22 protein-coding genes are annotated in these 18520 nt (G+C 40.1%); all 22 read left to right on the forward strand.

Going from position 1 to position 18520, the window contains the following annotated elements:
* Positions 1-59: 59 nt before the first annotated feature.
* The 22 genes from AC1PJP_RS12900 (at position 60) to AC1PJP_RS13005 (ending at position 18520) form a co-directional block, all read left to right on the forward strand.
* Positions 60-602 (forward strand): hypothetical protein, encoded by a 543-nt coding sequence (locus AC1PJP_RS12900; RefSeq protein ID WP_479767103.1) that lies wholly within the window; start codon positions 60-62, stop codon positions 600-602.
* A gap of 54 nt (positions 603-656) precedes the next feature.
* Positions 657-1853, forward strand: a complete 1197-nt coding sequence (locus AC1PJP_RS12905; protein WP_479767104.1) for a DUF2213 domain-containing protein — start codon at positions 657-659, stop codon at positions 1851-1853.
* Positions 1854-1871: 18 nt separating this feature from the next.
* Entirely contained in the window at positions 1872-2342 is a 471-nt protein-coding gene (locus tag AC1PJP_RS12910; protein ID WP_479767106.1) for a structural cement protein Gp24, read from the forward strand.
* A gap of 3 nt (positions 2343-2345) precedes the next feature.
* Positions 2346-3326 carry a major capsid family protein gene (locus AC1PJP_RS12915; protein WP_479767108.1) on the forward strand — a complete coding sequence of 327 codons (981 nt, stop codon included), beginning with the start codon at positions 2346-2348 and terminating at the stop codon, positions 3324-3326.
* A gap of 12 nt (positions 3327-3338) precedes the next feature.
* Complete coding sequence (locus AC1PJP_RS12920; protein ID WP_479767110.1) at positions 3339-3716, forward strand: hypothetical protein; 378 nt, start codon at positions 3339-3341, stop codon at positions 3714-3716.
* Between the two features lie 9 nt (positions 3717-3725).
* Complete coding sequence (locus AC1PJP_RS12925) at positions 3726-4109, forward strand: DUF4054 domain-containing protein (protein ID WP_479767112.1); 384 nt, start codon at positions 3726-3728, stop codon at positions 4107-4109.
* A 9-nt stretch (positions 4110-4118) separates the two neighbouring features.
* The gene (locus AC1PJP_RS12930) at positions 4119-4310 is read left to right on the forward strand and encodes a hypothetical protein (RefSeq protein ID WP_151799083.1); all 192 of its coding nucleotides are present in this window, start codon (positions 4119-4121) and stop codon (positions 4308-4310) included.
* 7 nt (positions 4311-4317) lie between these two features.
* Positions 4318-4800, forward strand: coding sequence for a hypothetical protein (locus AC1PJP_RS12935; protein ID WP_151799082.1), 483 nt, complete (start codon positions 4318-4320; stop codon positions 4798-4800).
* Complete coding sequence (locus AC1PJP_RS12940; RefSeq protein WP_479767114.1) at positions 4793-5236, forward strand: hypothetical protein; 444 nt, start codon at positions 4793-4795, stop codon at positions 5234-5236. The genes AC1PJP_RS12935 and AC1PJP_RS12940 overlap by 8 nt, the downstream gene beginning before the upstream one ends.
* Before the next feature lie 62 nt (positions 5237-5298).
* Complete coding sequence (locus tag AC1PJP_RS12945) at positions 5299-6066, forward strand: hypothetical protein (protein WP_272273265.1); 768 nt, start codon at positions 5299-5301, stop codon at positions 6064-6066.
* A gap of 6 nt (positions 6067-6072) precedes the next feature.
* Positions 6073-6387: a hypothetical protein gene (locus AC1PJP_RS12950; protein ID WP_479767116.1), complete on the forward strand. Its 315-nt coding sequence runs from the start codon at positions 6073-6075 to the stop codon at positions 6385-6387.
* A gap of 35 nt (positions 6388-6422) precedes the next feature.
* Entirely contained in the window at positions 6423-6650 is a 228-nt protein-coding gene (locus tag AC1PJP_RS12955) for a hypothetical protein (protein ID WP_479767118.1), read from the forward strand.
* Between the two features lie 80 nt (positions 6651-6730).
* A complete protein-coding gene (locus AC1PJP_RS12960) occupies positions 6731-7036 on the forward strand; it encodes a TM2 domain-containing protein (protein ID WP_045126645.1) in 306 nt (101 codons plus the stop codon).
* Between the two features lie 101 nt (positions 7037-7137).
* Complete coding sequence (locus AC1PJP_RS12965; RefSeq protein WP_479767120.1) at positions 7138-10176, forward strand: phage tail tape measure protein; 3039 nt, start codon at positions 7138-7140, stop codon at positions 10174-10176.
* 10 nt (positions 10177-10186) lie between these two features.
* On the forward strand, positions 10187-10834 hold the full coding sequence (locus AC1PJP_RS12970) for a DUF2460 domain-containing protein (RefSeq protein WP_479767122.1): 648 nt from the start codon (positions 10187-10189) through the stop codon (positions 10832-10834).
* Positions 10831-11688: a DUF2163 domain-containing protein gene (locus AC1PJP_RS12975; RefSeq protein ID WP_479767124.1), complete on the forward strand. Its 858-nt coding sequence runs from the start codon at positions 10831-10833 to the stop codon at positions 11686-11688. The genes AC1PJP_RS12970 and AC1PJP_RS12975 overlap by 4 nt, the downstream gene beginning before the upstream one ends.
* 59 nt (positions 11689-11747) lie before the next feature.
* A complete protein-coding gene (locus tag AC1PJP_RS12980) occupies positions 11748-13508 on the forward strand; it encodes a hypothetical protein (protein WP_479767126.1) in 1761 nt (586 codons plus the stop codon).
* A gap of 3 nt (positions 13509-13511) precedes the next feature.
* A complete protein-coding gene (locus AC1PJP_RS12985; RefSeq protein WP_479767144.1) occupies positions 13512-14588 on the forward strand; it encodes a hypothetical protein in 1077 nt (358 codons plus the stop codon).
* Positions 14589-14624: 36 nt separating this feature from the next.
* A complete protein-coding gene (locus AC1PJP_RS12990) occupies positions 14625-15047 on the forward strand; it encodes a C40 family peptidase (RefSeq protein ID WP_479767156.1) in 423 nt (140 codons plus the stop codon).
* A complete protein-coding gene (locus tag AC1PJP_RS12995) occupies positions 15047-17536 on the forward strand; it encodes a phage tail protein (RefSeq protein ID WP_479767158.1) in 2490 nt (829 codons plus the stop codon). Before AC1PJP_RS12990 ends, AC1PJP_RS12995 begins: the two co-directional genes overlap by 1 nt.
* Before the next feature lie 251 nt (positions 17537-17787).
* A complete protein-coding gene (locus tag AC1PJP_RS13000) occupies positions 17788-18051 on the forward strand; it encodes a hypothetical protein (protein WP_479767160.1) in 264 nt (87 codons plus the stop codon).
* Positions 18052-18130: 79 nt separating this feature from the next.
* Positions 18131-18520 carry a hypothetical protein gene (locus tag AC1PJP_RS13005; protein WP_479767162.1) on the forward strand — a complete coding sequence of 130 codons (390 nt, stop codon included), beginning with the start codon at positions 18131-18133 and terminating at the stop codon, positions 18518-18520.

Genomic DNA, 18520 nt, shown 5'->3' on the forward strand with positions numbered 1-18520 from the left:
TATATTGTGGGTTTATTATTGTTAATATGGGATGAATTTAAGTTAAAAAGTATTTTTAAATGGCACAAAATTTTAGTGAGCATGAAAATCTAATTATCCAAACCTATATGAATTTTATTTGGCTTTGGGAAATGCATAATCTTGAATTTGTAAAATCTCATGAGTATAAGAAGCTTAATTTTATTGATAAATTTACTCAAAATATGATTGCTGAGAGAGGTGTAATTAATCAAGGAACTATTCCAGTTGCTTTTTATATAATGCTTGTGATCCCAAGAGAAACTATTTTCGATCTATATAAAGATAAATATGAGGAAATTAATCTATATATAGCTGAAGAATTAAATCCTGAAGTAGAAACAACATATAATTCCGATAGAGTTAGAATTGACTACTTGCGTCATGTAAGAAATGCTATAAGTCATATGAATTTTGAAATGACAACTGAAGTTGATTATGTGGTTTTTAAAGATGAAAACCCAAGAACAGATGAAAAATTTATATGTAAGTTTTCAAATTTAGATTTAGGAAAGATCATAGAAAAACTTAGAACAGTACATGTAGATTACATTGAATGCATTAAAAAGAAACATGCAACTTAATGATATTTATCCATAAAACCCACCAAATGGTGGGTTTTTTATTGAGCGCAATTTATGAAAAACATTTACCGCTTCAAGGTAGGTGACTTTGCGCCAAGCGAATCCACACGTTCATATACACCAGAAGGTTATTTGAAATGCGTAAACGTTCGCTTAGGTAAAGCACCTCAGGTACGTCAGTACTATGCGTATGAGTTCCCAAACTTAGAAGGCTTTTCAGCAGATCAGACGATTAACGTCTACACACCTGCAGAAGAGCTTTTTAAGTCGGCAGCGATTAAAAGTTGGGATGGTGCTGATGCTACAGATTATCACCCACCCAAGAATGAAATTAATGCAGCCAACTGGAAGGACTATCACATTGGCTATTGTGCGAATGTCCGCCAAGAAGGCGAATATCTATTGGGCGATTTGCTCATTAAAGATAAGGACAGCATTGATTTAATCCAGAACAACGAGCGATTAGAAATGTCGCTGGGTTATGGAGCCACATTAGTTTTAGAGCAGGGCACGGCGCCAGATGGCACGGTGTACCAAGCAAAATTTATCAATTTTATTGGCAATCACGTAGCACTTGTTAAATACGGGCGCTGTGGTGGTGATTGCCGCATCGGTGACCAAAAGCAAACTCCACCAGAGGGGAAAACAATGGAAGTAATTGTAAACGGTATGCGTTTTGACATTGGCGATAACAAGCCTTTTGCGGATGCATTGAAGATCCAGCAAGAGCAGCTCGAAAATTTAAAAGCTGCAAAGCTAAAAGTTGGTGATAAGCAATTTTCAATCGGTGATGAACTAAACGCCGTTCAAGCGGTTGTAGATCAATTGCATACCGATAAAACCACGCTTGAGCAGAAAGTCGGTGATCTGGAAAAGAACCAGATGACGCCTGAAAAACTTGAACAAGCTGCTACCGAGCGTGCTGCAGTGATTGCTGATGCTAAAGCATTGGTGCCAACAGTTAAAACCGAAGGCTGCACATGTGAGCAAATCAAGCGCGATGTAATTGCGGCTAAAGCGGGTGATGCGTTGGTAACTGCTTTATTGGGCAGCGTATCAGTAGGCGATGCTAAGCCTGATCAGATCGACACAACTTTCCGCGCTTTGTCTGCTGTGAAGGGAACACACCCATCAAATCCTGTAGGTGATGCACTTCATAAGCAACAGAACATTCAATCAGGTGATGGTAAACCAGATGATGGGGAGCCTAAATCTAACAACAAGAAAGAAGCTTGGAAGAAAAGCTTCTAAGAAACTGGAGAGATGACAATGTCTTTAACCCCTCAAGCTATTCCGGGTATGCGTGCACGCCTGCACATGCCTGAAGAAATTCTGTCTTTACCAGTTACTGGTACAGGCATAGTAAATGACGGTGAAGTGGTCGTGCAGTCTACCGATGGAAAAACAGTTAGCGCAGTAACTGGAGCAACCAATACAAAGTTTGGTGTAGTCGTTTTTCAGCACGTCGGTAAAACAGGAAAAAATGCGTTAGGTAAAGAGGCCTATCAAGCTAAGGACTGTGCACCTGTCATGCAAATCGGTTCAATTTGGGTGAAGCCTACTGCACCTGTTATTGATATCAAAGCAAAGGTTTATGTGCGTACCGCGAACCCAACTACTCAAACGCCGCTAGGTTCACTTTCTTCTGCAGCGTTAGATTCTACGGAACTACCGAATGCCTCATGGGAAACCATCTCTGGTCCAGATGGCTTAGCAATTCTTCGATTACGTGGAGCGTAAACAATGTCAAAACAATTAGAACGGATGAAAATTCGCTTAACTGCTGTAGCCCATGGTGTTCAAGCTGCTGTAGGTGATGCATTCAATTTAGATAACTTTGCTAAGTTATTGTTGAAGCTTGAATCAATTGATGAAATGACACCGCAACTTGCTGAAGCTCAAGCTTATGCAAAATATTTGCCTATTGAGTCATTAGACGGCGCAGTAATGGGATCCGCAAGTGTCTTACAGCGTAAGAAAGGTATCGGCCGTGGTAAGCGTTTCTCTGGTCTTGGCAACGATGTGCCCTTAGCAGAAGTAGTTTATGACGAAGTAAAACTTACTGTACAGCCGGGTGTAATTGGCTATGAAATCAGTATTTTTGAAGCTGCAATAGCTCTAAAAGCTGGAATTCAGTTAACGACTGATAAAGTTGAAGCTGCTCGATTAGCTTATGAAAACCATATGAGTGACGTTGCATGGTTTGGAGAGCCTGAAACGGGTTTACTTGGTTTCTATAATCAGACAGGTGTAGAAGTTATTTCCTCTACGGTTGATTATGCAACGGCGACTATTGAAGTTGTTCTTGCAGACATTAACAAAGCCATTAAAGGCGCTTCAAACGCTTCAAAGTTCGATGGCAGTATTCAACCAGATACTTTCGTAATGCCTGAGAATAAGTTCACTATTCTCTCTAGCCGTATCGTTCCCGATTCAGCAGGGAAAACCTTCCTTGAGTACATTAAGGAAAAGAACACTTTTGCAATGCAAGGTAAAACACTGACATTCACCTCTGAAAGTATGCTTGAGGGTAAAGGTGAGGGTGGTACTGACCGAAGCATTATTTACCGTCGTGATCCAAGCTGTATTACTTTCCGTTGTAATGAACTGGAATTCTTGGCAGCTCAACCTATCAATTATGTGATGCGTACACCAGGACACTATATGTATGAAGGTGTCTATTTGAAACGTGTCGATTCTCTACGCTACTACGATGTTGAATAAGGAAAACTAAATATGCCTAAAATTACTTACAGCGGCTCTCAGGCCGCTTTTTCTTTTGATGGGATTCAAGTTGGTCTGGGACAAACTGTGAAAGTTAGTTCTGTGGATCTTACACGTATTTCTAAAGGTAAAGCCTTTAAATCACTCGTTGAAAAAGGTGAGCTTGAAGTTCAGGAAACCCCAGACGAAGAGCCTAAAGTAGCAGGTAGAACAGGCGGCCGTGGTGGTAAAGGCGGCAAACAAACGGATGCAGCCAGTGACGCCGCTAAGGCAGCAGATGAAGCTGCTTTGACCGCCGTGAAAGCTGAATTAACAGCGCTTGAAGTAACGTTCAGTGATGATGAAACAATTGAGCAGCTACAAGCTAAGTTAGCTCAGGCTAAGGAATAAGGTAGACATATGGACGTACAAACGTTTCGCCAGAAGTTCTCGACTGACTCGAGTTTATTGTCTTTGCCAGATGAGAGAATTCAGGATGCATTAGAAGAAGCAGATCTGGTTGTATCTCAAATTGAGTTTGGGGCATTAAAGGAACGTGCTGTAGGTCTATATGCAGCACATATCCTTAAAGTTGGTACTGTTAGCGGCAATGGTGCTGCTTTTGGTACCGCTTCGAGCATGACTATTGCGGGCCAAAGCGTGAGTTATTCCCGCTCATCGAAAGAAGCTTTCTATGATCTAAGTATGTATGGTCAGCGCTATCTTGCTTTAAAAAATTCAATTCCAATTGATGATGAAGGCACAAACCCTAATCGTCTAGGCGTTGGTGTTTTTGTTGTATAGGAGAATCACATGCCTTTTAAATATCAGGCACCCGAAGGCTATAAGCCAACAAAAATCGATATTGCTGGTCAAAGCCTAGATATCAAAAACGGCGTTTTAGAATCTGATAATGACATTATCCATATTTTAAAGCCCTTAGGTTTTGAGCGTTTTGTCGAAGTGGTTGAACCAAAGAAATCTGTAGCCTCCGCAAAAGAGTAAATAGGCAATGAGTGATAATCGTGTTGAGACTCGAGTCAACTTTGATGAGATGAATGATCGCATTAGATTTGAAGTAAGACGCACGATTACTGCTCTTACTTTACGATTACAGCGAACTATTCAGGAAGATATGTTGAGTGGCCAAAGGCTGAAGGTTCAGTCAGGTCGTTTACGTGGTTCCGTTTCATCTAAAGTTGATGAGGATAAAGATTCGATAGAGGGAACGGTTGGGGCTGGTGGCGCATTGGTACCTTATGCCTTTGCTCATGAGTTTGGTTTAAATGGATCTATGGGGGTGAAAGCTCACCTTAGAACAATCAAACAGGCTTTTGGTCGCCCTATATCTCCAGTTCAAGTCAATATTAAAGCCCATTCAAGGAATGTTCGTTTTAGGGAATTACGGTTCATGCGTGATTCACTGGATATGGTAGCCAAGATTGTACCGAAAAATATTGATGCAGCAGTTCAGAGGGGTATAGCAGGTGGATAGTGAAGCAATCTATCAAGCATTGTTTGATCAGTTAAGCACACGGGTAGAAGGGCTAATTACGGTAAGTCGCCGTTTACGTCACTTTAATAATGTATTGCCTCATGAACGACCTGCCATGTTTATTACACAAGGCAATCAGCAAGAAGTACCAGTACATGGTTTAGATGCAAAAGTTGAACTTGCCGCCGAGGTATATCTCTATATCCATGAGGCTGATAGAGATAAACCTCCATCATCACAGATGAATGTTTTTATCGATCGTGTACGTGAAGCTATTCAGCCAGACCATCCAGAATTTAGCGAATATCAAACCTTAGGTGGTTTGGTGGAACATTGCTGGATCGAAGGCACGGTTGAAGTATATGAAGCAGTAGAAAACATGCTGGATGATCAGGCGATTGCCATTATTCCTATCCGGATCCTCACAACCAATTAACAAAACATTCATTTAATGACCGCCTCTATGGCGGTTTTGTCATTTTAGAGAGGTCAAAATAAATGGCTCAATATTTATTTGGTGCCGGCAAGATCTTTGCTACACCGATTCAAGACGTTTTCGGGCAGCCGATTAGCAATCCTACACCTGTAGAAGTAGGGGTATTACAGTCGGTAGGTGTCGATATTAGTTTCGATTTAAAAGAACTCTTTGGCCGTGGGCAGTTCGCCGTAGATGCTGCACGTGGTAAAGGCTCAATTAAAGGCAAAGCTTCATTTGGGCGAATTAACGGAACCTTACTAAATTCTATTTTCTTCGGTGGAGTTGTTGCGGAAGGTGGAATCGAGACAGTATCTCAAACCATTAATGGTGAAATCGTTCCAGCAGGTGGTTTAGTTACTCCAGTCGTTCCCAATAGTGGAACCTTTGTAAAAGATCTAGGCGTAACCGATGGAAAAGCTATTCCACTTAAACGTGTTGCTTCAGCTCCAACGGCGGGGCAATACAGCGTAGATGCTGCAACAGGGGCATATACATTTGCAACGGCGGATGTGGGGAAAGTGGTTTTTATTAGCTTCCGATATTCCGCTACGGTCGCAGGGGGCAAGTCAATCACCGTATCTAACTTGGATATGGGCTATACACCTGAGTTTGCCCTAGATCTTCAGAGGGATTACAAGGGCAAGTTCATGCACATGAATTTCTACCGCTGTACCAGTAACAAGCTTGGATTCAGTTCAAAACAGGACGATTACGACATCCCTGAGTTTGAATTCCAGCCTATGGCTGATGATCTAAACCGTGTTTTCAAAATCGATTTATCGGAGTAATACCAAATGGAATTTAAGCAAGTTGAAAACCCACGTGGATCTACAATTATTATTGATGGGCAGCCATTTGTATTTGCTCCATTGTCACTTGGCGCGGTTGAAAAGTTATTGCCGGCTCTTCAAGCATTTAAGCCCGATGATGTTGGCACTGTGATAGATGTTGCGTTTAAGTCTCTTAAACGAAATTACCCGGATATTACACGGGATGATGTTGCTGAAATGATTTATATGGATCAACTCACTGAAGTTATGGAAGCTGTAATGTCTGTGTCTGGTCTTAAAGGGAATGATGACAGCGCAGCAGGTGGCTCGGGGGAATAGATTGGGAGGAGTTGTACACGCATTTAGTGCTGACAATGGGTAAAGATTACGACTATGTACGTGATGAAATGGATCTACCCAGATTAAGAGCATTAAGTGCGTATCAGCAAAGTAACCCTCCCGCACATATAGGAATACAACGTCTATGTCGTATTTTAGAAGCTTTCATGGGTATCGAAGAAACTCCGCAAGCTATCACTGTTTCAGATGATGAAGAGGATGATATGCTAGAAGTTTTAGAAAGTTTCTCTCAGGGTGGTTAAGGCCGCCCTTATAAATATTAATGTGACATTAAGTAACCAGTTTGTTAAATTGTACGGACTTTATAATAATTGGTGAAATTATGACTCAAACAAAATTTTGTTATGCCTGTGGCCAACAAATTGATGTTCGTGCAGAAATTTGCCCTAAATGTGGTGTAAGACAGCAAGATGTTAGAACTACTGGGCGAAAAAGTAAGGTGGCTGCTGGCGTTTTTGCTTTGCTCCTAGGTGGATTTGGGGCTCATAAATTCTATTTGGGTAGAGTTGGCCAAGGTATTTTATATCTCATATTCTGCTGGACCTTTATTCCAGCACTTATCGCGTTTATCGAAGGTATCCTCTATCTTTGTAGTTCTGATGAAGATTTCGCAAAAAAATATGGCTAATTAATTCGCCATAATTAACTTTTTAAAGCCTTGTAGTTGTAAGGCTTTTTTGTTTCTCCGTAGCCCCTTCAAAGGGGCTTTTTTATGCCTGTGAGGAAGTTATGGCAAACAATAACCGTGTTGAAGTTCATGTCGGTGCCAAGACCTCTGAACTAAAAGAGGGGATGAAAGATGCAGAAAAAATAGTATCAGATTCTTCAAAGAAAATTGAAAATGCTAGTCAAGGTATTGATCTTAAGATTGATCTAACTAGTGTGCGATCGGAGCTTAATAAATTTGCCAATAATATTTCAGATAAGTTTAAGAATGTTGGCAATGATATTAAAGATTCTTTAACTGGCGGATTCTCACTAATTAAAGGTGGGTTCTTTCTTGGGATAGGTCAGGAAATTGCTAGAAGTGTGGCTGATGGTGTGGCGGCAATTCCAGATCTTGTATCTGCTGTGGGTAAAGCTTCAAAAGAATTAGAAATCCAAGCTCGTTTAGCTAATGCAAATACTACAGAATTTCAAGAGTGGGCATTTGCAGCAAAAAAAGTAAATGTAGAGCAAGATAAGTTATCGGACATCATGAAGGATGTAAACGATAAATTTGGCGATTTTATGCAAACTGGCGGCGGAGAAATGGCCGACTTTTTTGAAAAGATTGCTCCAAAAGTTAATGTAACTGCAAAAGAGTTTCAGGGTTTATCAGGTCCTCAGATCCTTGAAAAGTATTATCAGACTTTACAGAAGGCTAATGTCTCACAAGCTGAAATGACTTTTTATATGGAAGCAATTGCAAACGATGCGACCTTATTAGCTCCCTTATTAGATAACAATGGTCAAAAATTAAAGGAATATGCAAAACAAGCACATGATCTAGGCGTGATCATGAGTGATGATGCTATAGCTGCAACTAAAGAATTTAATACATCGCTTGAGACTATCCAATCAACCTTACAAGGTGTTTTAACACGTTTAGCGGCCCAAGCTGCGCCAGCATTAAATGATCTGGCAAATAGATTTTTGGGTTTTGCCGTTGAATCAAAAGAAGGAATTGATGATTCAATAAAGTCAATCATTGGAATACTTGAAAGCCTCTTTAGTGTTGTAGGTGAAATCTTCAATACCATTGGGGGGATTTGGAAAGATTTAACTAGTGACATTGGAGACGGTTCAGTTTCACAAATTAGTTTTATGGATGCAGTGTCTGTAGCTTTAAGAGCTTTGGGAGTTGTAGCAACTGGTCTACAGGTAGTAATTCAATCAGCATTTGCAATTATCCGCGCCGTTGTTGTGACAGTTTGCCAAGCCCTTATTATTGCATTTAATGGTCTAATGGCTGGCTTTGACATGGTGAGAAATACCATTCAATTCGGTTTAGATGTTCTTCAAGTTAAGTTTCAAACTTTCGGTAGTGTGGTCAACAACATTCTGCATTTTAACTTTTCTGGTGCGAAGGCTGCATGGGAAGGAGGATTATCTCAACTTGGCGGTATAACTGAGCGCTATACAAACCAAATGAAAGGTCGAATGAACGACCTGAAAAATTCTTGGAATAATGGAGCAACCACTGCGGCAAATTCACTGGTTACTGCTGGTAAAAAAATCCTAGATGTAACATCAGCAGGTGGTAAAAAAATTACCAACTATGTGTATAAGGATCCTACAAAATCAATAGAAACACCAAGTGTTCCAAAGCTGGGTATTGGGGCTCCACCACCAAGTACCAATAAGGGCATTGGTACAGGTGTTAAAGATGACAAAGGCGGATCTAAATCATCAGCAAAATCTAAAGCTGAGCAAGAGGCTAAAGAGCGACAACGACAAGCTGAGCAGGCAGCTAAAGCACTAGCTGATATTCGGTATAAATATGCATCTGAAGAAAAGAAAGTCGCTTTAGATCTACAAAAGGCATTAGATGAGATTGAAAAATCTAAGATGACTGCCGATGAAAAAGCCGCAGCAAAAGTCAAAGCCGAAAAGGATGCTTCAGACAAGATCATTGCTATCCGTTTAAAAGAGTTTGAGGAGTACAAAAAAGCTCGTGAAGAACAGATCGACAATTATCAACAGCAAGCACAGCGCCTTTATGAAATCGAGGCGGCACGGATTCAAGCTGAATATGATGCCAAGAAAATTTCAAACGTTCGCAAAGTTCAATTAGAGAAACAGCTCGAAGATCAATTACGTGAAATTAAACGGCAAGGTCTTTTAGAGCGTTTAGCACTTGAGAACGAGCAAACCGGTATTAGTGGCAAGCAAGGTAATCAAAACCAAATCACAAACAATATTTCTGATTTAGAGACAGATCAGAAAGTTGCTGACACCAAGTCTATGGGCTTAATCAGTGATGCGGAAATGAAAGACTTTGAGGCTAAGTTCGGTGGGTTCACTTCTCGACTTTCTAACCTTTGGGAACAGGGTATTCAGTCACTTATGAATGGTACTTTGACATGGAGTAACGCAACTAAAGCGGTATTAGCTGATATGGGCGCATTTGCATTGCAATCGGCTACTAAAGAGCTACAAGGCTGGCTCAGAATCCAAGCGATTAAGTTAGCTCGAAAGCTTGGTTTCGTAGGTGCTGAAACGGCGGCCGAAGCTTCCGGTCAAGCGGCTCAAACGGGGGCAACGATCGCAGGTGAAGCAACAAGAACTGGTGTTACAGCTGCAGGTGGTTTAACTCGTTTAGGTTTAAAAGCTGCTGAAGCGGTCAAAGGCATCATGATGTCAGCTTGGGAGGCGATGGCGGGTGCATTTAAAGCCATGGTTTCTATTCCTTACATTGGTCCAGTTCTCGCCGTGGGTGCCGGTGCTGCTGCGTTCGGTTTAGTAGCAGGCCTAGCTGGCAAAATCAAATCTGCTCGAGGCGGTTATGACATTCCATCAGGTGTTAATCCAGTCACCCAGCTACATGAAGACGAAATGGTTTTACCTTCTCAACATGCAAATACTATTCGTGAAATGGGTAAAGCTATGCGTAGTGGTGCAAGTTTTGGAGCGGCTGCAGCTGCCGAAGGCGGAGGAGCTGGACCGAGTATTCATATCAACGCAATTGATGCAAAAAGTATTGAGCGTTTGTTAAAGAAAAATGGCCGTGCGGTCGCTAATGGTTTGAATAGTTACGCTCGTGGGTTCGGTAAGAATGGTAAATAAGGGGGTATAAGTGTCAAACGTATTATTTCCAGAATTGCCCGGGCTTGAATGGGATCTTTCGAAGACTCCGGTTTTCAATACCAAAATCATGACATCCGTTAATGGTCGGGAACTTAGAGCAAGTTTTCAGGCAGTTCCTAAATATGAAATCTCATTATCTTATGCTTTTTTACGTGAAAATAATGGGAAAAAAGAATTACAGACTTTAGAAGGTTTTTACTTAGATCGTCGAGGTTCTTTTGATTCTTTTCTATATAAGATGCCGGGTGATAATGAGTTTAGCTGTACGCTTGAAGGAGATGGTGTTACTAGGATTTTTCAAGTTTACAAAGCACTTGGAAATACTAAATTACTTCTTAGTAATACGGAACCTGATTCTTCAGAAAGTATTGATCCCTTAATGTGGAAGCCCGAAAGCGGGAAGCCTATGTGGTCTTCAAACACTGAACTAATGTGGGTGACAAGTTTTGGTCTGCAATCCGATGGTCGAGTTATATTTTCTCAACCTTTAAGTTTGGGACAAAAAGTTACTGTTAAAGGAACTTTTTATTATCGTTGCCGCTTTAAAGATGATACTCAGCAATACGTTAACTTTATGCATAAGCTTTGGAAGGCGCAAAAAGTTGAATTAATCGGAACTTTGGGGAATAAGTTATGAGACAAGCTTCACCTAAACTTATCGCCTTACTGGATGCAGACCAGTTCATCATGGCGGATCTATATACGATTACCACCATTCAAGGGGTTGAATATCGTTATACAAGTTATGACTTCAACCTGACAGTAAATGGTAAGGAGTTTCGCTCTGATGGACCGGTTATCAGTCGAGATGGTATTAGCCTTTCTTTAGGTATTGAAGTTGACAATTTGTCTATCACTATTGAAACAAATGAATCCACTAAATTTGGTGATGTTCCAGTCGCACAAGCATTCCATAATGGAATTTTAGATGGTGCCCGGTTTAAGTTGGAACGTATTTTTATGGATATAGATACTCCAACAGACACTAGCGCCGGTACTTTGATTTTGTTTGATGGCAGAATTGTTGAGCCTGAGTTAGATCGATATGTAATAAACGCAAGCGTGGTTTCTGATGTTGATAATTTAAAGCTTCAGATGCCTAGGAACTTATATACACCCGGTTGCTTAAATACCTTATTTGATAATGCGTGTGGCTTACTAAGCGCAGATTTCGCCGTAAAGACGAATATTGGAGCAAATAGTACACCTAATCGGGTCCTTTGCAATTTAAGTCAGCCTCAGGGCTGGTTTACTCAAGGAGTAGTGGAGTTTCTAGAGGGAGCAAATATTGGTATTAAGCGTACTGTTCGATTGCATGAATCGGGTGCATTACTACTAACTTTACCACTTCTTGAAATGCCTGCTATCGATGAAGCAATTCGGGTTTTTCCGGGTTGTGATAAGCGGCTTGATACATGTACAAATCGATTTAATAACCGCGCTCGTTTCCGTGGTGCACCATTTGTACCGGTTCCTGAAACATCAATTTAATCAAAATATTTACCTTTAGCCCTGTTTTATGCAGGGCTTTTTTATTGGGAAAATCAGAAATGGCAGAATTACCAAATGCGGAAGCCTTTGTGGGCTCAGGTGTTACAGAAAGTGGATTTAAGGCAGCTCAAACGCAACTCATCGATTTCATTGGTGCACTAGATGGAAAGGTCTCAGCTATTGGAGCAGGGCATTACGGGGTTGATACGTATGCTACAGCGGATACGATTAAATCATCTTTACCAGCAGGGACAATCATTGAAGTTGGAAGTGATCCAGATACAGCAAAGAATGGTTCTTATACGTGGAATGGAACAATTCTTAAGAAGAATGACTATGATCCAGGAGGGACAGCTTTAAAAGAAGCTAAAAATTACTTTGATCAGTCCATTAAAGTAGTAAAGGGAGGGATGCCATTTCAATTAATGGATATGCTAAATGATGTATCTATCTTTTGGATCGATAAAAACGGACAGTTATTTAGTATTAATTCGGATCTCTCCATCAATCAGTTGATTGACAACCTAAATGAAAGAACAAGTTCAATCAAAAATGAAAGTACACTCCAAAATCCCTTAACACTAGTTGATACAGATTTTGAACCATTAATTTATACAAAGAAAAATGGCCATTTATATATTCATGGTCAGGATGAATCTGTTCAGGAAATGTTTCAACTTCTGAACTCAAAAATGAGTGAAGTTGATGACGGTTATAAATTAAAACGTATTGAGACTTTAGGGCAGCGAGACATTTATGTTGGTGATTATTTAGATCGACTCAATTACATAAGATCAGCATGTTCATATATTTGTCCCGTTCCAAAGTTTATGAGCAAACAGCGTTTTACTTTAGGGAGGAATTGGGTTGACTCTATCAAGTTAACAGTTCCAGCCGAGCGAGTTGTAATCGCTGGTTATGACCCGAGCTGGAATTTAGATATTGGGGTTGTACATCCGCAATTGATTGTGTTTGAACAAAAAATGGCGGGCTATAAATATTGGCTTGGTTTAAATCCCTATACAAATACCAATGAAAATATTGAATTACCATTTATCTATGGTTCAAACGATCCAGAATTAAAAACGTGGGAACTAATTTCTGACTTCCCGACTCCATTTGATAGGGATCCTCAACAAATTGGACAAATTACGAGTGGCTTTTGCTCAGATTCTGGTTTTGTTTATGACGTTAAGCGTGGTGATTTAATTTTCTTCTGGCGTCGAACTTTGCGCTATAACGGCCAGACAACAGAAGATCAAATTACAAATGAAATTGTTGCTAAATATACTTCAGATGGAAAAACTTGGTCTGATTATGTATGGCTCAGAAATGCCTACACAGTTAATGATGGTATTGAGCTGGACCAGATGCTTAGCCCAAATATTGTGTACAACCCGACTAATGATTTGTTTTACATGTATTCAATCAGCAATGGGAAGATGTACTACAGAACTACAAGTGACATAAGAAGTTGCCAATGGTCAGCAAAAATTGAAGTTGTATTGTCAGGTTTTCCTGTAGGTACTGCAATTTGGCATTTTGATATGCGTTTTGTCGGTAACAAGCTGGTTGCGATGATTCATGTCGATGCCCCCGATGCTTATCATTTTGCAGTAAGTGAAGACATGCATAACTTTGTCTCAAGCCAAACATCAATTGTGACAAACAGCAATCCAAATCTTTATAAACCTACCTTTTTACCAATGCTTGAGGGTTCTGGCCTCAAGATGCGATGTATTTTCACTACGGACCAAGCAAGTTCGCCGAGATGGCAATTAAAAGTAGCTGACACAACGACCGTATCAATTGAGGATTAATTTATGGGAACTCTAGTTAAATCATCTGAGAAGATCCGTTTTAAGAAATTAACAGACTTAAATCTGGCAGGACAAACTGCGTATTTAGATTTTAGAGATAAAACTTACAAGCTTGGACCATCTAATGTTCTTTTAACAGATTTAATCAGTTGCACAAGAAATAATGTTGCAGGTTCATATAATGGGTTGCTGGAATACACAACTGTATCAGCTAACTTGCCTAGATTAAGCACAGACCCATCTACAATGCGAAAGGGACTCATAATTGAGGCAGGTTTTACTAACTCATTGCAAAATAGTTTCACCCCTGTGAATAGATCTTTATCTTTTTCATTAGGGACTAAAATTGCTTTAGTACTTGAATGCCTTGGCGATGGTTCAGTAGAACTCTTTTCTAGTGGGGTATCGTTAGGAACTGCCACACAAGATTCACCTTTAGTTTATGTGAATTCAACAGCTGCAACCCAAAACTTGAGCCTAAGTTTGGTAGTTAATGGAACTTTAAATTACTACTGCCTATATTCTGGATCTGGCAACCGTAAACGCGTGACCAAAATCGAAACAGGTGTTTCTTCTGTAGCATATTCAAGTGACTTAATTAAAGTAAATGAAAACCAACTTGCTAATTTGTTTAATAGCGGAGTTGGCTGCGTTGTTATTAAACAAAGCTTCCCCAAGGCTGTATTTGACCGTCGATTGACTGCTTCTAACATCATTCCATTCTTTCAATTTCTTGAAGCTACTGGAGACAATGGTATTTTCTTAAGTCGAATGGAGAACGGTTCTAGACCTAACTTTTTACGCTTAAAAGACAATGGTGGGGAAAAGTACTGGAATATTTCAGAACCATCAGAAAATAGCACTATCGCTATAAATTTTAGTAAGTCTTCAGCGAAAGCAGCAATCAATGGAATAATTGGCGAGACTTTAAGTTTCAGTTCAGCGTTAGATCTAACTAGGCTTTATCTATGTTCTTCTGGATCAACTTACACAATTAACGGTACTCAAATAATTCAAGAAATCCAATTCTTTAATCGACAATTAACCGATCAAGAATTACTCGCGATTACAGCAATGTAAAAAACCGCTTTTCTGCGGTTTTTTTATTGAGGGAATATGAAGAATTTAGAAGCTGTTCAAGAGGCTTTGACTTGGCTCGGAACACCTTACCACCACCAAGGACGTGTTAAGGGGGTGGGAGTTGATTGTGGAACTTTGATCTGTGAGGTTTTTGAGAGAGTAGGGCTCATGGATCATTTAGATCCAAGACCATATCCACCAGACTGGCACATGCACCAGATGGGACAGCGATATTTAGAGCACATCTTAGGTGTATGTGATCCAGTAGAAGGACCACCGCAACCGGGTGACATCGTTTTATATCAATTTGGCAAGTGCATTAGTCATGGTGCAATTGTCATTGAATGGCCGCAGGTCATTCACAGTTATCTCCATCAGGGAGTCATTATCCAAGATGGAACTAAAGGAAGTTTAGCCCGGCGAATTGCCGGGTTTTTTCGTATGAAGAGGCTGAAATAATGGGTGGATTATTTGGCGGTACTACAATCAGTACAACGGATACCCGTATTAACTCAATGCGAATCCAGCAGTCAGCATACGGGCTTTGTCAGCCTCTTGTGTATGGTAAAACCCGTGTTGCAGCTAATATGTTTTGGTACGGTGACTTTTTAGCAACACCTCACACCACGGTAACTAAATCTGGTGGTAAAGGGGGAAGTACTAAAACCAGTAACACGACATTTAGTTACAGTGCTTCGCTCATGCTTGGGTTGTGTGAGAACCAAATTAAGAAGATTGGGCTGATCTGGGTAGATAAAGATCAGTACATTTCAAAGCAGGAAGGATCTATTACTCTAGATCCAATCGATCAACTTAAGTTTGAGTTATTTGATGGGAATAACAATCCGCCTTGGGGTTGGTTGGTTTCAAAACATCCAGATCAGGCAATTAACTATCCGTATTTAGGGTATGTTGCAGCTGCTAATTATGAAATGGGAAATAGCGCCAGCCTCTCAAATCATAACTTTGAAGTGATTAGCACTATTACACTGTCAGACACGATTGATGATGCTAATCCCGCTGATGTGATTGAAGACTTTATTACACATCCGCGACACGGAGCTGCACCCAATTTAAACATGGCCGATTTAGGAGAGTTCCGCACTTATTGCCGTGCTGCAAATCTCTTAATTAGCCCAGCATTCACGGAACAACGACCAGCTTATGAAACAATTAATGAGATTGTTGAGGCTGTAAATTGTGCTGTGGTGCCAAGTCCAGATGGTTTAAAGATCCGTTCATTTGGTGATTCTGCAATTACTGGAAACGGAGTTACTTTTAATCCAGATCTCACACCGGTTTATCACTTAACTGATGATGACTTCATTGGTGATGATGAGCCGGTACGAGTACGCCGTAGCCGTGACACAGATGCTTATAATCATGTGCAGATTGAATACATCAATCGATATAACCAGTACAACACAGAAACTACTGAGGCCAAGGATCAAGCAAACATTGAAATGTTCGGCTTGCGAACTGAAGATCCTGAGGAATGTCATTATTTCTGTGAGCCCAAAATAGCCCGTCATGCTGCACAGCTTCGCTTACAACGATTGCTTTATGTGCGTAATGAATATGAATTTGATTTGGGATGGAAGTACTGCCGACTTGAGCCGATGGATATTCTTACTTTAACTGAAGCTGGATTGGGCCTTGATAAATTCCCGGTACGTATTAAAAGGATCGAAGAAGATGAAGAGGGGCGTTTAACTGTTACAGCTGAAGAGTTAGCTATAGGCTCAAGATCCGCTATTGAATATGACTCTCAAGCATCAAATGGCTATCAAGGTGGTAATGAAGAACCAGGTAATGTGAACGCGCCAGCTATATTTGAACCCCCACTAGATTTGACAGATGGTAAGAATCAAGTATGGGTTGCTGTTTCGGGTGGGATTAACTGGGGTGGTTGCAACGTGTGGGCCAGTCTAGATAATACGACTTATGAAATGATCGGCACTATTTACGGTTCTGCACGTTATGGCCAATTGGTTACGGCAATTGATGCAGATGACACATCTCTACAGGTAGAACTTAATACAGTTAGCCAAATATTTAGTGGCACTTTAGAAGATGCTCAAGCTGACCAAACTCTTTGTAAAGTTGGTGACGAGTACTTTAATTACCAAGTAGCTACCTTAAACGGATCTGGTCTATATACCTTAAGTGATGTTCTGCGTGGACGTTTTGATGATGGTCAGATTCATAATGCTGGTGAGCCATTTATACGCCTTGATCGGGCTATCTTTGAATATCCATACAATGAAAATCTGGTGGGTAAACAGATCTTCTTAAAATTCACTAGCTTTAATGGTCTTGAGCGTAAAGAACAAACATTAGATGAGGTTACGGCTTATAGCTATACATTATCTGGTGGACGTCCTGCGGGTGTTAAAGGCCTATCACTTCAATCGTCGTTTGTGGGTACCACGTTCAAAGTTCAGTGGCAAAGCTCAACTGGTGCAGATGGCTATCGTGTTCAGATCTGGTCGAATGGTGCAATGATTCGGGAAGTAGATACAACCAATACGGAATATAGCTATTCGATTGAAGATGCTAAAACGGATGGAGTAGGCCGAGCTTATACAATACGTGTAGCCAGTAAGAACGGCGACCAGTTCAGTACCTATGCTGAATTAAGTATTAGTAATCCAGTACCGCCAGTGCTCCTAAATGTTTATACAGCTGCTACGGTTGATTCTATTACAGTGAATTGGGTACCTAGCGAAGTACCAGACCTTAAAGATTATGCGGTATGGCTCAGCAGCACTTCTAATTTTGATCCGACACAGTTGCTGCCTATATGGACCGGCACAGATTTAACAACTACTTTTGGAGGCTTACAACCAACAACCCCATATTACATTCGTGTCGCTGTACGTGATGTATGGGAAAACACAGTCTGGAACTATACAAATCAGATTACTCAAAGTACTTCTGAAGGTTAATTTGAAATTCTTACATAGCATCCAATTTGGGTGCTTTTTTTATCTTTCATATTGTGGAGGAGTATATGCATGTACAGTTAAATAAATAATGTGATTGAAGTGGCAAAAATAATGCTATAGCTTCAATTAGTTTAAAAAAATTCTCAAAAATTTGGTTAAATCTGACATTATATGGATTCAACTTTAGCCACTTTTAAAAAACCAATTCAATATAACAACACTCATTGAATAGATAACGTAGGAACAGCATTATGAATATAATGAAAATCTGTAAAGACTATAACCATCAAGAAGCTGAGTATCAGGCGTTATTAGCTAACGGCGCTACTGCGATTGATGATAAGACCGTTCAGCTTAATGGTGACACAATATATTTGTGTACTCCTTGTTTTGTAGATGCAGATCGTCTTTATAATATCAAATTCGATCAATATGATATTTTAATTCCACCTGATCAAATTGATAAATTTGACCAGAAATGGATTGATGAATTAATGCACATTTATCATCGTTAAAAATATATAAATTTTTATTACGAGCCCTTTGCTTAAAAGCTTAGGGCTTTTTTATTACCTAAATTTTCTGGAGATATCAATGGAACCAGTTTCCACTAGTGGTTTAACAGCTCTTTTAAAGTTTTACGGTGCTGCAATTATGGTGACTTTAGCTGTCGCATTAGTTGCAGCAGTTGTATTAATGACACGTATGCCAAGGTCACCACAAGAGTGGGCCGTAGGATTGATTTGTACGGTTGTATCAAGTCTTGCAGGTGGTTCATTTATTATTGTGAAGTGGGGCCTTCATGAATGGATTACGGATATTTGGGGGATGATTGCATTAGGTGGCTTCTTCTTTATATGTGGTATTCCCGGTTGGGCATTAGTCCGTTGGATTTTTAACTTTATTGATAAACAGGAAGGTAAAACGATTGTTGAAGTTATCAGAGAAGTTAAAAAAGCCAAAGATGATATTCAAAATAGTTAA

The organism is Acinetobacter sp. V116_7 (assembly GCF_056735735.1).